Below are 17,378 nucleotides of genomic sequence, written 5' to 3'. Positions count from 1 at the left end.
GGGAGTGGCCCGCGGCCCGAGTGCCTACGATGACGGCATGCCGGCCGCGGCCTTCTTCGATCTCGACAAGACGATCATCGCCCGGTCCAGCGCGCTCGCGTTCAGCCGGCCCTTCCAGGCCGGCGGGCTGATCTCGCGTCGGGCGGTGCTCCGCTCGGCCTACGCTCACTTCGTCTACCTGGTCGGCGGCGCCGACCACGACCAGATGGAGAAGATGCGGCAGTTCATGTCGCAGCTGGTCGCAGGATGGGACGTCGCCACCGTCCGCGAGATCGTCGCCGAGACGCTGCACACCGTCGTCGACCCGCTGGTCTACGACGAGGCCGTGACCCTCATCGAGGAGCACCACGCGGCCGGGCGGGAGGTCGTCATCGTCTCGACGTCGGGCACCGAGGTCGTCGAGCCGATCGGACGCCTCCTCGGTGCCGACACCGTCGTCGCCACCCGGCTCGAGGAGGTCGACGGGCGCTACACCGGCGGCATCGCCTACTACGCCTACGGCGAGGAGAAGGCCGCGGCCGCCCGTCGGCTGGCCGCCGAGCGCGGCTGGGACCTCGCCGAGTGCTACGCCTACTCCGACTCCATCACCGACGTGCCGCTGCTCGCCGCCGTCGGCCACCCGCACGCGGTCAATCCCGACCGCGACCTGCGGCGTGCGGCGGTCGCGCGGGGCTGGCCCGTGCTCACCTTCGCCAAGCCCGTAGCGCTGCGCTCGCGCATCTCCCCCGCACGTCCGACCCTGGCCGCGCTGGCCGTGGGCGGTGCGGTGGCGGTCGGCGGCCTGGTCTGGGCCAGCGCCCGGCGTCGACGCCCCGAGCCGGCCTGAGCACGTCGTCCGGCTCCCGCTACGGCCTCCCGGCAGCAGGGACGATCCAGCCTCTTGTGGCGCGCGTCACATCGGCGTACAAAGGACGTCACAACTCCAGAGACGTACACGCGGATCGGGTACCCACGCGGCATTCCACCCAATGTCTGGGAGCCGAATCGCCCGGGAGACGCCCGGGGCGGCAGTTCGAGAGGTGCACGCTTGGTAGCCGGCGATCCACGTGTCAGCGGTGGCGCCCAGGACTTCGTGAGCCGGGGCGCCACCTGCATGTCCGGGGCTCGGTCGGCCCACGGATCCGCGCCACGGGCGCGACTGGTCAGGGGAATCTGGACGTTGTCAGGGGAAACTTCCCCTGACAACGTCCGGTTTCCCCGGATATCCGGGGAAACCTGCGCTCAGCGCCGCACCGGCGAGGCCTCGGCGCCGGCGGCGAAGGCCTCGGCGGCGTACAGCATCCACGCGTGCACGCCGGAGGGTCCGCCCTCGCGGTAGCCGCGCAGGTTCGACTCGTACTGCGGGCGCAGCGCGAGGTGGCCGGCCTCGGGCACGGTCAGCGACTTGGCGTCGAGGCCGCGGTTCACCAGCACCAGTCGCTCGGCGGCGCGGGCGACGAGGCCGTTGTGGCTGGCGAACGGCGCGAGCGTGGCGAGCTCGGCGTGCACGACGGCCGCCACGACGAGCGCCGGCGCGCCGGTCGGGGCGGTCAGGACGCCCGCCAGGGCCCGCAGCCGCGCCGCCGCCTCGGGCGAGACGGGACGGCCGAGCTCGTCGTCGGGCACCGCCCCGACGGCGGCGAGGGCGTGCAGCCGGGCCAGGGCCTGGAGGGGGGCGCGGGTGAGCAGCGGCGAGACGCCCAGCAGCGCCGTCGAGAGCCGCACGGAGTCGAGCGCGAGGGGGTCGCCCCCGCCGTCGCGCACCTCCTCCAGCTGCGACTGCGAGCCCTCGAGCACGGCGCTGGCGTGCGCGCCGAGCAGCAGGGACGCCGCCGTCGTCTCCGGCGAGGTGGCCCGCAGGCCGCGATCGCGGAGCAGCACGTCGATGCCGTCGCGCACCGCCGCGAACGCGCTCGGGACGCCCTCGAGCTCCAGCAGCCAGGACAACGGGTCGCTCACGGACCGGAAGGCTACGCGGCGTCGGCGCGCGACACCCGGGCCGCCCACGCCGCGGCTGCCGGCCGCGGACGGCTCGACGCACTACCGTGGGGCGGCATGGACGCGACGCCCGACACCGCCCCGGCGACGCCCTACGGAGCCGTCGCCGACGCCTACCACCGCGGACGTCCGGGCTACCCCGCCGAGGTGGTCGCGTGGGGTCTGGGCGAGCAGCCGCTGACCGTGCTCGAGATCGGCGCCGGCACCGGCCGCCTGACCGCCGAGCTGGTCGCGGCCGGCCACCGCGTGCACGCCGTCGACCCCGACCCCGCGATGCTCGCGGTGCTCGTCCGCGAGCTGCCGAGCGTCCGCACGACGGTGGCGTGCGCCGAGCGCCTGCCGCTGCCGGACCGCAGCGTCGACGCGGTGGTGCTCGGCCAGAGCCTCGGCTGGATCGACCCCGGGCCCGCGCTGGCCGAGGCCGCGCGCGTGCTGCGGCCCGGCGGTCGGGTCGTCGTCCTGGAGAGCCGGCGCGACGAGCGCATCCCGTGGGTGCGCCGCCTCGGCCGCCTGCTGGGCGGCGGCGAGCCCGCGCCCGAGGTCGCCGAGATGCTGGGGTCCGACCGCCTCGAGGAGCCCGAGGAGACCGTCCAGCGGTGCTGGCAGACCGTCGACCGGGCCACGCTGCTCGATCTCGCCCGCTCGCAGCCCGACGTGATCGCGCTCGACGAGGCCGCCCGCACGGCGCTGCTCGCGCAGGTCGGCGAGCTGTACGACGACTACGGCCGCGGCATGTACGGCATGGAGCTCCCCTACGTCGTCACGGCGTGGCGGACGACGCTCCGGCCCGCACCGGCGCCCGCGCCGGTCGAGGCGACGGCGGAGGCCGACGACACCGGCACCGCAGGCGGCACCCGGCTGACCGCGTCGATCTCCGACTCCGGCCTGCACGCGATCATCAGCACCGGCAGCCACCCGGCCGTGCCGGACGAGCTGATGCGCGCCCCGCGGATCGTCACCGACCTCGATGACGACACCGCGATGCTGCTCATCGACTTCCGCTGACCGACGCCGACCGGCCGCTCGGCGACGCGTCGTCCGGACTCCGCGCGCACGCCCCGCGCGGCGTGATGTGATGCCGGTCATGTGGCGACGCACCCGGCTCGGCTCCGAGGCCGACCGCGCCACCTACCGCACCCTCCACCAGGCCTCGCTGGCGGCGCCCGCGCTGCGGGCGGGCCTGGGCCGCACCAGCGCCGAGCGCGCGGCGAAGCACCTGCGCACCCTGCTCGGCACCCCGGCGCTGGTCCTCACCGACGCGGTCGAGGTGCTCGCCTGGGACGGCGCCGGCGGCCACCACGCCGAGCAGGCGATGGCGCTGGCGACGGAGGCCCTGCGCGACGGCGCGACCCGCGTCGTCGCGCGCGCGGAGCTCCCGTGCGCCGCGTCCGGCTGCCCCGTGCGCGCCGGGGCGGTGGTGCCGCTGGTCGTCGACGAGCGGCTCGTCGGCACGCTGCAGGCCTACGCCCCGACGCCGACGGCCGGACGGGCGCGGGCGGCCGAGGAGGTCGCGGGCTGGGTCTCCGGACAGCTCGACCTCGCCGAGCTCGACGCCAGCCGCACCCGGCTGATGGCCGCGGAGGTCCGGGCGCTGCGGGCGCAGATCAGCCCCCACTTCGTCTACAACTCGCTGGGCGCCATCGCCAGCTTCGTCCGCACCGATCCCGACCGCGCCCGCGAGCTGCTGCTGGAGTTCGCGGACTTCACCCGCTACTCCTTCCGCCGCCACGGCGAGTTCACGACCCTGGCCGAGGAGCTGCGCTCGGTCGAGCGCTACCTGCTGCTGGAGCAGGCGCGGTTCGGCGACCGGCTTCGCGTCACGCTGAGCATCGCGCCGGAGGTGCTGCCGGTCGCGGTGCCCTTCCTGTGCCTGCAGCCGCTGGTCGAGAACGCGGTGCGCCACGGCCTGGAGTCAGCGGAGGGCGGCGGCCACATCCGCATCGTCGCGCGCGACCGCGGGCCCGACTGCCTGATCGAGGTCGAGGACGACGGCGTCGGCGAGGACCCCGACCGCGTGCGGCGCGCCCTCGCCGGCGAGGCCGCGCACCGCTCCGAGGGCGAGGACGACGCCGAGGGCCACCGTTCCGTCGGGCTCGGCAACGTCGACGGCCGGCTCCGCGCCGTCTACGGCGACGACTACGGCCTGGTCGTCGAGACCGCGCCCGGCGCCGGCACCAAGGTGATCGTCACGGTCCCGAAGTTCGCCCCGGGGGTGCACGCATGAGCGACGGGCTGCGCGCGCTGGTGGTCGACGACGAGGTCCCGGCCCGCGACGAGCTGGCCTGGCTGCTGCGCCGCGACGAGCGGATCGGCACGGTGCACGTCAGCGCCTCGGCCACCGACGCGCTGCTCGTGCTGCGCCGGCACGACGTCGACGTGGTGCTGCTCGACGTCTCCATGCCGGGGCTCGACGGCCTCGAGCTGGCGTCCGTGCTGCGCCGCTTCCAGCGTCCGCCGGCCATCGTGTTCGTCACCGCCCACGAGCAGCACGCGCTGGAGGCCTTCGACCTGCAGGCGGTCGACTACGTGCTCAAGCCGGTGCGCGAGGAGCGGCTGGCCGAGGCGGTCCGTCGAGCCGCGAGCGCCGCCGGCGGCAGCGTCTCCGGGTCGGCGGAGCGGGCGCCGGCCGCCGGAGGCACCGGACCCACCGGGGCCGCGGCGGCCGGGCCGCCGACCGACGTGGAGGTCCCCGTCGAGCGCGGGGGCGTCATGCGCTTCGTGCCGCGCTCGCGGATCAGCCACGTCGAGGCGCAGGGCGACTACGCACGCCTGCACGCGGGGACGGACTCCTACCTGGTGCGCATCCCGCTCGCCCAGCTCGCCGAGGAGTGGGCCGAGGCGGGCTTCGTGCGCATCCACCGCTCGTCGCTGGTCTCCCTGGCGCACGTCGAGGAGGTGCGCACCGACGCGGGCCGCTGCACCGTCCGCGTGCGCGCGCCCCAGGGCGGGACGCCGGTCGACCTGGCGGTGAGCCGCCGGCACGCCCGCGAGCTGCGCGACCTGCTGCTGCGGGTGCGCACGTGAGCCGCCGATGAGCGAGCCGACCCCGCGCGTGCGCGTCACGGGTCCGCCGCGACGCCGGACGCCGCTCGCCCGGCCCGCGGGCTCCGACCCGCGCGACGACGACCTCGACGCGCTCTACGTCCGCGCCCTGCTGCGCGACCAGCTGGCGCTGGCCGCCCGCACCCTCGGGACGCTCGCGCTCGTCCTCGGCGCCCTGCCGGCGCTGTTCTGGCGCTGGCCGGGCCTGGCCGACCACCGTCTGCTCGGCGTCCCGCTGGCCTGGCTGCTGCTCGGCGTGGCCGCGTACCCGCTGCTGGTGCTCCTCGGCTGGCGGCACGTGCGCCGCGCCGAGCGTGCGGAGGACGCGTTCGCCGACCTGTGCGAGGGCCGCGGGGAGCCGCGGCCGTGAGCGCGGAGGCGGCACCGGGCGTCGTCGCGATCGTCCTGGTCACCGTGGCGACCCTCGGCATCGGCGCCTACGGCCTGCGCCTCTCGCGCACGACCAGCGACTTCCTCGTCGCCTCGCGCACGGTGCACCCGCGGCTGAACGCCTCGGCGATCGGCGGCGAGTACCTCTCGGCCGCCTCGTTCCTCGGGGTCGCCGGCCTGCTGCTGGTGTCGGGGGCGGACATGCTCTGGTACCCGATCGGCTGGACGGCCGGCTTCCTGGTGCTGCTGACCCTGGTGGCCGCGCCCCTGCGTCGCTCGGGGGCCTACACGCTGCCCGACTTCGCCGAGGCCCGGCTCGGCTCCCGGCGCGTGCGGGGCGCCTGCGTCCTGCTCGTCGTCGTGATCGGCTGGCTCTACCTCCTGCCGCAGTTCCAGGGCGCCGGGCTGACGCTCGCCGCCGCCGTGGGCGCCCCCACCTGGGTCGGGCCGCTGGTCGTCGGCTCGATCGTGCTGGTCAACGTCACGGCCGGCGGGATGCGCTCGATCACCTTCGTCCAGGCCTTCCAGTACTGGCTGAAGCTGACCGCGCTGCTGGTGCCCGCGGCGGTGCTCGCCGTCGTGTGGCTCGGCGACGGCCGGCCGACCGGCGGGCCGATCGCCGGCGACCTGCCGGACCTCGTCTCGTGGTCGCGGCCGCTCGCGGAGGGCGACGGCCAGGGCCTCTACGTGACGTACTCGGTGATCGTCGCGACCTTCCTCGGCACCATGGGCCTGCCGCACGTCGTCGTGCGCTTCTACACCAACCCCGACGGCCGGGCGGCGCGCCGCACGACGCTCACCGTGCTCCTCCTGCTCTCGGCGTTCTACCTGGTGCCGCCGGTCTACGGCGCGCTCGGCCGGGTGTACGCCGGCGATCTCGCCCGCGGCGGGAGCGGCGCCGACACGGTCGTGCTCGAGCTGCCGCGGCTCATGCTCGGCGGCACCGGCGGCGAGCTCCTGACCGGCCTGGTCGTGGCCGGGGCGTTCGCCGCGTTCCTCTCCACCTCCTCGGGCCTCTCGGTGGCGGTCGCGGGCGTGCTCACCCAGGACGTCGTCGGTCGCGGGCGGCTCGACGGCGTCCGCGCCTTCCGGCTCTCCGCGGTCGTCGCGGTCGGGGTGCCGTGCGCGACGGCGCTGGTGGGTCCGGACGTCGGGGTGGCCCGCACCGTCGGCCTGGCCTTCGCCGTGGCGGCCTCGACGTTCTGCCCGCTGCTGCTGCTCGGCATCTGGTGGCGCGGGCTCACGCCGGCCGGGGCGCTGGCCGGCCTGGGCGTCGGCGGCCTGGGCTCGTTCGTGTCCGCCGTCCTGGCGCTGGGCACCGACGTCGGCGGGCGAGCGGCCGGCGGCTGGGTGCGCCTGCTGCTCGAGCAGCCCGCCGCCTGGTCGGTGCCGCTGGCCCTGGCCACGATGGTGCTGGTCAGTCGGGCCACCGCCGACTCCGTGCCCGCGCACGCCGGACGGTTCCTCGTGCGGCTGCACGCGCCCGAGGCCGTCGTCCGGCCCTGACCCCGCAGCGGCGCGCGACGGGGCGTCCCGACCGCTCGGCGCGTCCCGACGACCGCTCGGCGCACGGCGTCCCCGCCGGTCGCACGGCCCGTCCGCACCCCTGCCGGGGTGACCTGGCTCACTCCTAGCGTGATCGCGATCACACACCCCGAGGAGGACCCCGTGACCCCACCACCCGGATCCGACGCCGCGCTCGCCGAGCCCGCCGCGTCGTCCAGCGCGCCCGGCAGCGCCGCCCCCGACGTCTACGACCGGCTCGCCGCGACCCCCGAGTTCGCCGAGCTGCGCCACCGGTACCGCTCGTTCGTGCTGCCCGCCACGGTGGCGTTCCTGGGCTGGTACCTGCTCTACGTCGTGCTCTCCAACTGGGCCGGCGGCCTGATGGGCACGAAGGTCGTCGGCAACGTCAACGTCGCCCTGGTCTTCGGCCTCCTCCAGTTCGTGACGACCTTCGCGATCGCCTACGTCTACAGCCGCTACTCCACCGCCCGGCTCGACCCGCTGGCCCGCGAGCTCGACGAGCGCTATGCGGCCGCGACCGCCCGCACCACCGACCGCACGACCGAGGACGGGGGTGCCCCGCGATGAACCACCAGGTGCTCACCACCGTCCTGTTCCTCTCGGTCGTCGCGCTGACGGTCGCGATCACCCTGCGCGCCAGCCGCACCACGAGCGGCGCCGCGGACTTCTACGCCGGCGGCCGCTCCTTCTCCGGCTTCCAGAACGGCCTGGCGATCGGCGGCGACTACATGTCGGCCGCCTCCTTCCTCGGCATCTCCGGGCTGATCGCGCTCTACGGCTACGACGGCTTCCTCTACTCGATCGGCTTCCTCGTGGCCTGGCTGGTGGCGCTGCTGCTGGTCGCGGAGATGCTCCGCAACTCCGGCCGCTTCACGATGGCCGACCAGCTGGCCTACCGGATGCGCCAGCGGCCGGTGCGCACCGCCGCGGCGACCTCGACCGTCGTCGTCTCGATCTTCTACCTGCTCGCCCAGATGGTCGGCGCGGGCAGCCTCGTCGCGCTGCTGCTCGGGGTGCAGAGCGGGGCGGTGAAGAACCTCGTCATCCTCGGCGTCGGGCTGCTGATGATCTTCTACGTCACCGTCGGCGGCATGAAGGGCACCACGTGGGTGCAGATCGTCAAGGCCGTGCTGCTCATGACCGGCTCGGCGCTGATCGTGGTGCTGGTGCTCGCGAAGTTCCACTTCAACATCTCCGACCTGCTCGGCCAGGCCGCCACGACGTCCGGCAAGGGCCCGGCGTTCCTGGAGCCCGGCCTGAAGTACGGGGCGACGACGACCAGCAAGCTCGACTTCCTCAGCCTCGGGCTCGCCCTCGTGCTGGGCACCGCGGGCCTGCCGCACATCCTCACCCGCTTCTACACGGTGCCGACCTCGCGGGACGCCCGGAAGTCGGTGCTGTGGGCGATCGGCCTGATCGGCGTCTTCTACCTCTTCACCCTGATCCTCGGCTTCGGCGCGGCCGCGCTGCTCACCGGCGACCAGGCCGCCGAGGTGGCCAAGAGCAAGGGCAACCTCGCCTCCCCGCTGCTGGCCGAGGCCGTCGGCGGCGGAGCCGGCTCGACGGGCGGCGCGGTGCTGCTCGCCCTGATCTCGGCGGTCGCCTTCGCGACCATCCTCGCGGTGGTGGCCGGCCTGACGCTCACCTCGTCGACCAGCGTGGCGCACGACCTCTACGACGGCGTGATCAAGAAGGGCCGCGCCACCGAGCGGGAGACCATCCGCGTCACCCGCGTCGCCGCCTTCGGCATCGGCCTGGTCGCGATCGGGCTGGCCATCCCGGCGCAGAAGCTCAACATCGCCTTCCTCGTCGCGCTGGCCTTCGCGGTCGCCGCGTCGGCGAACCTGCCCTCGATCGTCCTCAACATGTTCTGGCGCCGGTTCAACACCCGCGGCGCCGTGTGGTCGATCTACGGCGGCCTGATCTCCTCGATCGGCCTGGTCGTCTTCTCGCCGGTGATGTCGGGCAAGGGCGTGGTCAACGGGGTCAACCAGAGCCTGCTGCCGGCGACGATCGACATCTCCTGGTTCCCGCTGGAGAACCCCGGCCTGGTCTCGATCCCGCTGGCCTTCGTGCTGGGCATCGTCGGCTCGCTGCTCTCCCGCGAGCCCGCGGCCGAGGAGGCGTTCACCAAGCTCGAGGTGCGCGCGCTCACCGGCGCGGGCGCCGAGGGCGCCGTCGCCCACTGAGGCGCGGACGGGAGCGGGGCCCGGGCCGCCACCAGGCGGTCCGGGCCCCGCTCGCACGCGCGTCGAGGGCCGGGACGGCCGGCAGGGGCAACGCCGCTGCAACGCCCCCCTCGCGACGCTGATCCCCCCACACCTACTGTGGCCCGTGCCACAGCTTGACCTGATCGTCCCGTGAAGGAGCCAGGAGCACCGTGACCGACCAGCCCACCCAGGAGACCCTCGCCAACCTCTCCCGCGAGGAGCGTCGCTTCGAGCCGCCCGCCGAGCTGGCGGCGCACGCCAACCTCACCGCGGAGGCGTACGCCCGCGCCGAGGCCGACCCGGAGGCGTTCTGGGCCGAGCAGGCGCAGCGGATCAGCTGGGCGCAGCCCTACGAGCAGGTGCTCGACTGGTCGAACCCGCCGTTCGCGAAGTGGTTCGTGGGCGGTCGGCTCAACGCGGCGTACAACTGCGTCGACCGGCACGTCGAGGCCGGCCGCGGCGACAAGGTCGCCCTCCACTTCGTCGGCGAGCCGCTCGGCGACACCCGCGACCTCACCTACGCCCAGCTCAAGGACGAGGTCTCGCAGGCCGCCAACGCGCTCGAGGAGCTCGGCGTCGAGGCCGGCGACCGGGTCGCGATCTACCTGCCGATGATCCCCGAGGCGATCGTGGCGATGCTCGCCTGCGCCCGCATCGGCGCGCCGCACACCGTCGTGTTCGGCGGCTTCTCGGCCGACGCGCTGGCCTCGCGCATCGAGGACTGCGGCGCGAAGCTGGTCATCACCGCCGACGGCGGCTACCGCCGCGGCGCGGCGTCCGCGCTCAAGCCCGCGGTCGACGAGGCGCTGGTCAAGCTCGGTGACGAGGGCCCGGTCGAGCACGTGCTCGTCGTGCGCCGCACGGGGCAGGACGTCGCGTGGAACGCGAAGGCGGACGGCGGCGTCGACGTCTGGTGGCACGAGGTCGTCGGCGAGTCGTCCACCGAGCACGTCCCGCAGGCCTTCGACGCCGAGCACCCGCTCTACGTCATGTACACCTCCGGCACCACCGGCAAGCCCAAGGGCATCCTGCACACCACCGGCGGCTACCTCGTCGGCGCGAGCTACACCCACTGGGCGGTCTTCGACCTCAAGCCCGAGACCGACGTCTACTGGTGCACCGCCGACATCGGCTGGGTCACCGGCCACTCCTACATCGTCTACGGCCCCCTCGCCAACGGCGTCACGCAGGTGCTCTACGAGGGCACCCCCGACTCCCCCGAGCGCGGCCGCTGGTGGGACATCATCGAGCAGCACGAGGTCTCGATCTTCTACACCGCCCCCACCGCGATCCGCTCCTTCATGAAGCAGGGCCGGGAGATCCCCGACGCCCGCGACCTCTCCAGCCTCCGCCTGCTCGGCTCGGTCGGCGAGCCGATCAACCCCGAGGCCTACGTCTGGTACCGCAGCGTCATCGGCGGCGACCGGACGCCGGTCGTCGACACCTGGTGGCAGACCGAGACCGGCGCGATCATGATCAGCCCGCTGCCCGGCGTCACGGCCGGCAAGCCCGGCTCGGCGATGACCGCGATCCCGGGCGTCGGCGCCGACGTCGTCGACGACGAGGGACGTCCGGTGCCGAACGGCTCGGGCGGGCTGCTCGTGCTCACCCGCCCGTGGCCCTCGATGCTGCGCACGATCTGGGGCGACGACCAGCGGTTCGTCGACACCTACTGGTCGCGCTTCAAGGAGCAGGGCTACTACTTCGCCGGGGACGGCGCGAAGAGGGACGACGACGGCGACCTGTGGGTGCTCGGCCGGGTCGACGACGTCATGAACGTCTCGGGCCACCGGCTCTCGACCACGGAGATCGAGTCGGCGCTGGTCTCGCACCCGAAGGTCGCCGAGGCGGCCGTCGTGGGCGCCAAGGACGAGGACACCGGCCAGGCCGTGTGCGCCTTCGTCATCCTGCGCGAGACCGCGGGCGACGGCGGCGCCGACATCGTCGCCGAGCTGCGCCAGCACGTCCGCAAGGAGATCGGCCCGATCGCCACCCCGCGTCAGGTGATGGTCGTCCCCGAGCTGCCCAAGACCCGCTCGGGCAAGATCATGCGCCGCCTGCTGCGCGACGTCGCCGAGAACCGCGAGGTCGGCGACGTGACCACGCTGGCGGACGCGTCGGTGATGAACCTGATCTCCTCTGGGCTCGGTGCCGGCAAGGGCGAGGACTGAGGAGTCGGGGTCACGCAGGATTCCCCGGATATCCGGGGAAACTGGACGTTGTCAGGCGAAGTTTCCCCTGACAACGTCCAGCTTCCCCTGACATGTCCCCGCACCAGGACGTCACCCATGGACGACCGCTTCACGTTCGCCGGCACCGCGCTCGAGTGGCGGGGGCCGGCGCCCTACCTCTTCGTGCCGATGCCGATCGAGGACAGCGAGGACCTCAAGGAGGCCGCGCGCGGGCTGGAGTACTGGGGTCAGGTGCGGGTGGAGGCGACGATCGGGGCGACGACGTTCGTCACGGCGCTCTTCCCGAAGGACGGGCGCTACCTGCTGCCGGTCAGGGCCGCGGTGCAGCGGGCCGAGGGCGTGGCCGTGGGCGTCCACGTCGAGGTGAGCCTGCAGCTGCTGCCGCGCCGGTAGGGTCGTCCTCGGTGTGCCGGGAAGTCTGGTCGGCGATGCAGCCGTCGACCCCTGAACCCCGGAGCCGCCCGTGACCTCTCCCGCCCCGCAGCCCCCCACCTCGTCAGGCCCGCCGGGTCCGTCCAGCCCCCACGGCAGCGGCGCCGGACGCCTCTTCGCCCGCGGCAGCTGGGGCGAGGCCTCGCGCATCGCCGACGTGCTGCGCGCCGAGACCACCGGGGGCGTGCTGCTCATCGTCGCCGCGGTCGTCGCGCTGACCTGGGCGAACACCCCGTGGTCGGACGCCTACGCCCGACTGCGCGACCTGACGGTGGGGCCGCACGCGCTGCACCTGGACCTCACGCTCGGCCAGTGGGCGGCCGACGGTCTGCTGGCGATCTTCTTCTTCGTCGCCGGGCTGGAGCTGAAGCGCGAGTTCGTCGCCGGCGACCTGCGGGACGCCCGGCGCGCGGCGCTGCCGGTCGCGGCCGCGGTGGGCGGCATGGTCGTGCCGGCGCTGCTGTTCACCCTGGTCAACGTCCTCGACCTCGGCTCCGGCGACGGCGACCTGCGCGGCTGGGCGATCCCCACCGCCACCGACATCGCCTTCGCGGTGGCCGTGCTCGCGGTGATCTCCACCCACCTGCCGTCCGGCCTGCGCACGTTCCTGCTCACCCTCGCGGTCGTCGACGACCTGCTCGCGATCACGATCATCGCGGTCTTCTACACCGCCGAGCTCCAGCTGCTCTGGCTCGCGGCGGCGCTGGTGCCGCTGGCCGCCTTCGGCGTGCTCGTGCAGCGGCGCATCTACCGGGGCTGGCTGCTGGTGCCGCTCGCGCTGCTCACCTGGGGGCTGGTCCACGCCAGCGGCGTGCACGCCACCGTGGCGGGCGTGCTGCTCGCCTTCACCGTCCCGGTGCTGCGGCGCGACCGCGCCGACGACCGGCCCGGCCTGGCCGAGCACCTCGAGCACGTCGTCCGTCCGCTGTCCGCGGGCGTGGCCGTGCCGCTGTTCGCGTTCTTCGCCGCCGGCGTGACGGTTGGCGGCTGGTCGGGGCTGGTCGACTCCTGGCGCGACCCCGTGGCGCTCGGCATCGTCGTCGGGCTGGTCGTGGGCAAGACCGTCGGCATCGCCGGCTCGACCTGGCTGCTGGCCACCTTCACCCGCGCCGACCTCGACGACGAGCTCTCCTGGATCGACGTCGTCGGCATGGCGATGCTGGCCGGCATCGGGTTCACGGTCTCGCTGCTGATCGGCGAGCTCGCCTTCGGCACGGGCAGCCTGCGCGACGAGCACGTGAAGGTCGGGGTGCTCACCGGGTCGCTGATCGCGGCGGGCCTGGCGTCCGTCGTCCTGAGACTCCGCAACCGCACCTACCGCCGGCTGTGCGAGCTCGAAGGGGTGGACGACGACGGCGACGGGGTACCGGACGTGTATCAGGCCCGCTCGGCTGGCTAGGCTCGCCCGCACCAGCCCCCGCCGGCCCGATCATCCCCGATCCCGTCGGTCACGCGCAGCGAACGGAGCCCCCCATGCCCCTCGACGAGGCCAAGGACACCGACCCGACGCTCGGGCGGATCGTCAACGACATCCGCAACGACCTCACGCTCATCGTCCAGAAGGAGATCGAGCTCGCGAAGCTGCAGGTCGTCCCGGGGGTCAAGTACGGCGGCATCGGCGCGGGCCTGTTCGCGCTCGCCGCGTTCCTGCTGCTGATGATGCTGATCATGCTGTCGGTGACGATCGCCTACTTCATCAACTGGAACGGCGACGGCCTCGCGCTGCACTGGGCGTTCCTCATCGTCACCGGGGTCTACCTGCTCGGCGGCGCCGTCGCGGGCCTGCTCGGCGTGCGCTTCGTCAAGCGGATCAGCGGCCCCGACAAGGCCGTCGAGCAGGCGCAGCTGATCGGCCCGGCGATCAGCCGTGAGCTCAAGTCGCCCTCGGAGCACCTGCCGGCCGGCCAGAGCGTCGAGCAGGTCCGGGCCCGGGTCGAGGCCGACGTCGCGAAGCGGCTCGAGGCGGTCGAGCGTCGCTCCTGAGCGGCTGCCCGAGAGCCGCCGGCTGACGTCCGGCGCTGGTTGCTACCAGTCGGCGCCGCCAGGTGGCACTAGGTGGCGCTAGTTCGCGCAGCGTCCGGTCGACACCGTCTGGGTGCTGGTGCGTCCGCGCTGGGCCGAGGTCATCGCCTGGTCGGCGGTCAGGGCGTAGCCGGTCTCGGGGTCGGTGACCGACGCCGCGAACACCACGCCGGCCACCGTGCCGTTCGACCCGAGGATCGGGCCGCCGGAGTTGCCCGGCCGCACCAGGCCGCGCAGCGAGAAGACCTCGCGGATGACCGTGCCGTCGCCGTAGATGTCGGGCGAGCGCAACCGCTGCTCCGCGCGGATGCGTCCGGCGCGGGCGTCGAAGGGGCCGTCCTGCGGGTAGCCGAGGATCACGACGGGGTCGGGCGCCGCGGCGGAGGTGTCGAAGCGCAGCGGCCGTCGTCCGGCGGAGGCGAAGGCGATCACGGCGAGGTCGACCTCGGGGTCGTAGTAGACGACCCGACCCGGCACGGTGCGGTCGCCGATGATGACGTCGGGGTCGGTGACGCCGGCGACGACGTGCGCGTTGGTCATCAGTCGGTCGGGGGCGTAGACGAACCCGGAGCCCTCGACCCCGCGACCGCAGGCGTTGGTGCCGCGCACCTTCAGCACGCTGCGCTCGGCCTGCTGGACCGATGCGCGGCCGAGCATGCGGCGGTCACCCGGGGCGACCTCGACGATCCGCTCGGGGGCGAAGGGCTCGAGGTAGCGGGGGAAGAAGCTGGTGCCGACGACGTCGTTGAACGAGCGCAGCAGGCGTGCGGAGTCCGGCGGCAGCACGGAGTCGACCTCGCCGAGCACCGCGGAGCCGCGCACGAGCGGGGTGACCCCGGCGATCCGCGAGCCCGAGACGGCGACGCCGAGCGCCCAGGCGACGAGCAGGACGGCCGCGGCGCTCAGCGCGGCGCCGCCGACGGCGTCGACGGCCCGGACGGGCTGCCAGGTGAGGCGCGAGCGGGCTCGCGCACCGACGAGCTGGAGACCGGCCTGGCCGAGCGAGGCGCAGAGGATGACGATGAACAGCGCGCCCAGCGAGACCGCGAGCGACGGCGACGCCGAGCCCAGCGCGATCGGCGCCAGCCACACCCCGAGCGCGCCGCCCGCGAGCAGGCCGACCGTGGCGAACGCGCCGGTGATGAAGCCCTGCCAGTACCCCGAGACGGCGTAGGCGAGCACCAGCAGCACCAGCAGCCAGTCGAGGAGGTTCACGGGCGTCCTTGGGCGGGTCGGTCGGGATGGTCGGGCAGGCGTGGTCGGTCGGGTCGGCAGGCGGTGCGGCGGGGCTCGTCGAGCCGTCAGATGTCCTCGGCCGGCACGTCGTCCGCGCCCGGACGCGGATCGGCGGCCAGCATGTACGACGGCAGGTCGCGGACGCGACTCTCGTCCCACGGTCTCGACCAGCCGAGGTGGTCGAGGAAGCGGCTGATGATGCCGCCGGTGAAGCCCCACAGGATGACGTCGCGGTCGGGGCCGATGAGGAAGCCCGGGCCGAGGAAGCCCCGCGGGTGTCGCACGGTGATGCGGTGCTCGGGGTCGACGAGGTCCTCCAGGCCGACGCGGTGCAGCGCGTGCACCTCGTCGGGGCTGCGGATGCCGACGGAGTCGACGACGGCGGGGTCGCGCGCGGCGGCGTCCCACCAGCCGAGCACGGGGGTGACCGCGAAGTTGCTGGGCGGCAGCCACAGCTGCGGGAGGCGTCCGATCACCTCGACGCCGGCGGGGTCGAGGCCGACCTCCTCCTGCGCCTCGCGCAGCGCGGCCTCCACCGGCGTCTCTCCCGGATCGAGGCTGCCGCCCGGGAAGGACACCTGGCCCGGGTGGGAGCGCATGGTGTGCGAGCGCTCGGTGAGCAGCAGCTCGGGACCGCCGTCGTCGGTCTCGGAGAAGAGCATGAGCACCGCGCCCTGCCGGGCGGAGCCGTCGGCCGGGGGCAGGAACCGGGTGAGCTGCTCGCCGCGGATGCTCGCGGCGCCCTGCCGGACCGTCTCGAGCCAGGCCGGACGCACCGGGACGCTCACAGGTCGACCCCCAGGTAGCGCCGGACGAGATCCGCGAGCTGCTCGACCGAGGTGATCTCGACGGCCTCGGTGCGCACCACCCGGCCGTCGGCGTCGACCAGGATGGTCGTGGGCAGGCCGATGACCCGCGCGCGCTCGGCGCTGGCGAAGAGCCCGTCGACATCGGCGACCAGCGGGTAGGTGACCTCGCTGCGGGTGGCCAGCTGCATCGCCGAGCCGGTCTGCGGGTCCTGGAAGTCCACGCCGATCAGGCCGACCTTCGCGCCGTAGCGGCGATGGAACTGCTCGAGCAGCGGCATCTCGGTGCGGCACGGCGCACAGTAGGAGGCCCAGACGTTGAGCACGAGCGGGCCGCGCAGGTCGGCCAGGCGCACGTCGCGGCCGCCGCCGAAGCACGGCAGGGTGGCGTCGGGCAGGCCGTCGGCGACCAGGGCGGCGTCCGACCCGGTGCGCCCCGGCGCCGGGCAGTCGGCGATGCCGGCCGCCTTCTTCGCCGCGCGCAGCGCCGGGGTGTCGACGTCGATCGCGGCGGAGCGGGCGCCCGAGCCGCCGGTGCCGGTCGGCTCGGCGGACGGCGGGCTGGGGGCGCAGGCGGCCAGCGTGAGAAGCAGCCCGCCGACGGACGCGCCGGCGCGGGCCGCGCGGCGCGTCACCGCCGCCCCTCCGTGCGCACCAGCGTCGCGGCCTCGGCCGGGTCGGTCGGGCCCTCGCCGAAGGCCGGGCACCAGCGGGCGACGGGGCACGCCCCGCAGGCCGGCCGCTGGGCGTGGCAGCGGCGGCGTCCGTGCCAGATCAGCCGGTGGCTGAGCATCGCCCAGTCCTTGCGGGGGAACAGCGCGCCGACGGCGTGCTCGACCTTGACGGGGTCGGTCTCGTCGGTCCAGCCGAAGCGGCGCGCGAGCCGCCCGAAGTGGGTGTCGACGGTGATGCCGGGGACGTCGAAGGCGTTGCCGAGCACGACGTTCGCCGTCTTGCGACCCACGCCGGGCAGCCTGACCAGCGCGTCGAGCCGCGCCGGGACCTCGCCGTCGTGCTCCTCGACGAGGGCCGCGGACAGCTTCAGCAGCGACTCTGTCTTGGCTCGGAAGAACCCGAGCGGACCGACGATGCCCTCGAGCGTCGCGCGGTCGGCCTCCGCCATGGCCCGGGCGTCGGGGTAGGCGGCGAACAGCGCGGGCCGCACCGCGTTGACCCGCTTGTCGGTGGTCTGCGCGGAGAGCACCGTGACCACGAGCAGCTCGAAGGGGTTCGCGAAGTCGAGCTCGCAGTGGGCGTCGGGATAGGTCTCCGCCAGCACCCGGTGCATCTTGCGGGCCCGGCGCACGAGCGCCGTCGGAGGGGGCTCGACGACGGGGGCGGGTGGCACGGCGTCCAGGGTACGGCCCGCCGCCGACAGGTCGGACGGTCGCGCCGACGACCCCGTCCGCAGGGCGTCCGGCCGCATCGACCGGCGGACGCGCCGCCCCGCGCGCGCCTGTGAGCAATTCCACTGGCTAGGATCGCCTCCGGCAGGTCGGACCCGTCCGGCACCCGCCCGGTCATCCGGCCGCGACTCTGAGATG

General features: G+C 74.4%; 17 protein-coding genes. 12 read left to right on the top strand and 5 right to left on the bottom strand.

The features are described 5' to 3' along the window. The first annotated feature begins 37 nt into the window (after positions 1–37). Positions 38–826, top strand: a complete 789-nt coding sequence (locus tag K8Z61_RS17780; protein WP_224131546.1) for an HAD family phosphatase — start codon at positions 38–40, stop codon at positions 824–826. Between the two features lie 395 nt (positions 827–1,221). Here K8Z61_RS17780 and K8Z61_RS17775 read toward each other — a convergent pair whose 3' ends face one another. Then, on the bottom strand, positions 1,222–1,938 hold the full coding sequence (locus K8Z61_RS17775) for an oxidoreductase (RefSeq protein ID WP_224131545.1): 717 nt from the start codon (positions 1,936–1,938) through the stop codon (positions 1,222–1,224). Positions 1,939–2,034: 96 nt separating this feature from the next. Between K8Z61_RS17775 and K8Z61_RS17770 the strand changes: the two genes are divergently transcribed. The 11 genes from K8Z61_RS17770 to K8Z61_RS17720 all read left to right on the top strand — a co-directional run bounded on the left by K8Z61_RS17770 (position 2,035) and on the right by K8Z61_RS17720 (position 13,753). Continuing rightward, positions 2,035–2,982 carry a class I SAM-dependent methyltransferase gene (locus K8Z61_RS17770; protein ID WP_224131543.1) on the top strand — a complete coding sequence of 316 codons (948 nt, stop codon included), beginning with the start codon at positions 2,035–2,037 and terminating at the stop codon, positions 2,980–2,982. 79 nt (positions 2,983–3,061) lie between these two features. Further along, positions 3,062–4,201, top strand: coding sequence for a histidine kinase (locus K8Z61_RS17765; protein ID WP_224131541.1), 1,140 nt, complete (start codon positions 3,062–3,064; stop codon positions 4,199–4,201). Then, the gene (locus tag K8Z61_RS17760) at positions 4,198–5,001 is read left to right on the top strand and encodes a LytTR family DNA-binding domain-containing protein (protein ID WP_224131539.1); all 804 of its coding nucleotides are present in this window, start codon (positions 4,198–4,200) and stop codon (positions 4,999–5,001) included. The genes K8Z61_RS17765 and K8Z61_RS17760 overlap by 4 nt, the downstream gene beginning before the upstream one ends. A gap of 7 nt (positions 5,002–5,008) precedes the next feature. Continuing rightward, positions 5,009–5,389, top strand: a complete 381-nt coding sequence (locus tag K8Z61_RS17755; protein WP_224131537.1) for a hypothetical protein — start codon at positions 5,009–5,011, stop codon at positions 5,387–5,389. Next, the gene (locus K8Z61_RS17750; RefSeq protein WP_224131535.1) at positions 5,386–6,915 is read left to right on the top strand and encodes a cation acetate symporter; all 1,530 of its coding nucleotides are present in this window, start codon (positions 5,386–5,388) and stop codon (positions 6,913–6,915) included. Before K8Z61_RS17755 ends, K8Z61_RS17750 begins: the two co-directional genes overlap by 4 nt. A 162-nt stretch (positions 6,916–7,077) precedes the next feature. Next, positions 7,078–7,503 (top strand): DUF485 domain-containing protein, encoded by a 426-nt coding sequence (locus tag K8Z61_RS17745; RefSeq protein WP_224131533.1) that lies wholly within the window; start codon positions 7,078–7,080, stop codon positions 7,501–7,503. Then, positions 7,500–9,125: a cation acetate symporter gene (locus K8Z61_RS17740; RefSeq protein ID WP_224131532.1), complete on the top strand. Its 1,626-nt coding sequence runs from the start codon at positions 7,500–7,502 to the stop codon at positions 9,123–9,125. The genes K8Z61_RS17745 and K8Z61_RS17740 overlap by 4 nt, the downstream gene beginning before the upstream one ends. Positions 9,126–9,316: 191 nt before the next feature. Continuing rightward, a complete protein-coding gene (gene acs / locus K8Z61_RS17735) occupies positions 9,317–11,317 on the top strand; it encodes an acetate--CoA ligase (protein ID WP_224131530.1) in 2,001 nt (666 codons plus the stop codon). A gap of 117 nt (positions 11,318–11,434) precedes the next feature. Then, positions 11,435–11,731, top strand: a complete 297-nt coding sequence (locus tag K8Z61_RS17730; protein ID WP_224131527.1) for a DUF1905 domain-containing protein — start codon at positions 11,435–11,437, stop codon at positions 11,729–11,731. 70 nt (positions 11,732–11,801) lie between these two features. Then, positions 11,802–13,169, top strand: a complete 1,368-nt coding sequence (nhaA, locus tag K8Z61_RS17725; protein ID WP_308116797.1) for a Na+/H+ antiporter NhaA — start codon at positions 11,802–11,804, stop codon at positions 13,167–13,169. Positions 13,170–13,243: 74 nt separating this feature from the next. After that, the gene (locus tag K8Z61_RS17720; protein WP_224131525.1) at positions 13,244–13,753 is read left to right on the top strand and encodes a phage holin family protein; all 510 of its coding nucleotides are present in this window, start codon (positions 13,244–13,246) and stop codon (positions 13,751–13,753) included. Positions 13,754–13,831: 78 nt separating this feature from the next. Here K8Z61_RS17720 and K8Z61_RS17715 read toward each other — a convergent pair whose 3' ends face one another. The 4 genes from K8Z61_RS17715 to nth form a co-directional block, all read right to left on the bottom strand. Then, complete coding sequence (locus tag K8Z61_RS17715) at positions 13,832–15,007, bottom strand: MarP family serine protease (RefSeq protein WP_224131523.1); 1,176 nt, start codon at positions 15,005–15,007, stop codon at positions 13,832–13,834. An 86-nt stretch (positions 15,008–15,093) separates the two neighbouring features. Next, entirely contained in the window at positions 15,094–15,816 is a 723-nt protein-coding gene (locus K8Z61_RS17710) for a CoA pyrophosphatase (protein ID WP_224131521.1), read from the bottom strand. After that, the gene (locus K8Z61_RS19455; protein ID WP_224131519.1) at positions 15,813–16,469 is read right to left on the bottom strand and encodes a TlpA disulfide reductase family protein; all 657 of its coding nucleotides are present in this window, start codon (positions 16,467–16,469) and stop codon (positions 15,813–15,815) included. Before K8Z61_RS19455 ends, K8Z61_RS17710 begins: the two co-directional genes overlap by 4 nt. Beyond that, positions 16,466–17,122 carry an endonuclease III gene (gene nth, locus K8Z61_RS17700; RefSeq protein ID WP_224131571.1) on the bottom strand — a complete coding sequence of 219 codons (657 nt, stop codon included), beginning with the start codon at positions 17,120–17,122 and terminating at the stop codon, positions 16,466–16,468. The genes K8Z61_RS19455 and nth overlap by 4 nt, the downstream gene beginning before the upstream one ends. Positions 17,123–17,378 lie beyond the last annotated feature (256 nt).

This window comes from Nocardioides sp. TRM66260-LWL (assembly GCF_020075545.1).
GTDB lineage: Bacteria > Actinomycetota > Actinomycetes > Propionibacteriales > Nocardioidaceae > Nocardioides.
This window is presented reverse-complemented; position numbering and strand designations above follow the sequence as displayed.

What these genes read in the sequence shown, in the direction of transcription:
- K8Z61_RS17780 (WP_224131546.1), top strand. Translation starts at nt 38, where the DNA reads ATGCCGGCCGCGGCCTTCTTCGATCTCGACAAGACGATCATCGCCCGG.
- K8Z61_RS17770 (WP_224131543.1), top strand. Translation starts at nt 2,035, where the DNA reads ATGGACGCGACGCCCGACACCGCCCCGGCGACGCCCTACGGAGCCGTC.
- K8Z61_RS17765 (WP_224131541.1), top strand. Translation starts at nt 3,062, where the DNA reads ATGTGGCGACGCACCCGGCTCGGCTCCGAGGCCGACCGCGCCACCTAC.
- K8Z61_RS17760 (WP_224131539.1), top strand. Translation starts at nt 4,198, where the DNA reads ATGAGCGACGGGCTGCGCGCGCTGGTGGTCGACGACGAGGTCCCGGCC.
- K8Z61_RS17755 (WP_224131537.1), top strand. Translation starts at nt 5,009, where the DNA reads ATGAGCGAGCCGACCCCGCGCGTGCGCGTCACGGGTCCGCCGCGACGC.
- K8Z61_RS17740 (WP_224131532.1), top strand. Translation starts at nt 7,500, where the DNA reads ATGAACCACCAGGTGCTCACCACCGTCCTGTTCCTCTCGGTCGTCGCG.
- K8Z61_RS17730 (WP_224131527.1), top strand. Translation starts at nt 11,435, where the DNA reads ATGGACGACCGCTTCACGTTCGCCGGCACCGCGCTCGAGTGGCGGGGG.
- K8Z61_RS17720 (WP_224131525.1), top strand. Translation starts at nt 13,244, where the DNA reads ATGCCCCTCGACGAGGCCAAGGACACCGACCCGACGCTCGGGCGGATC.
- nth (WP_224131571.1), bottom strand. Translation starts at nt 17,122, where the DNA reads ATGCACCGGGTGCTGGCGGAGACCTATCCCGACGCCCACTGCGAGCTC.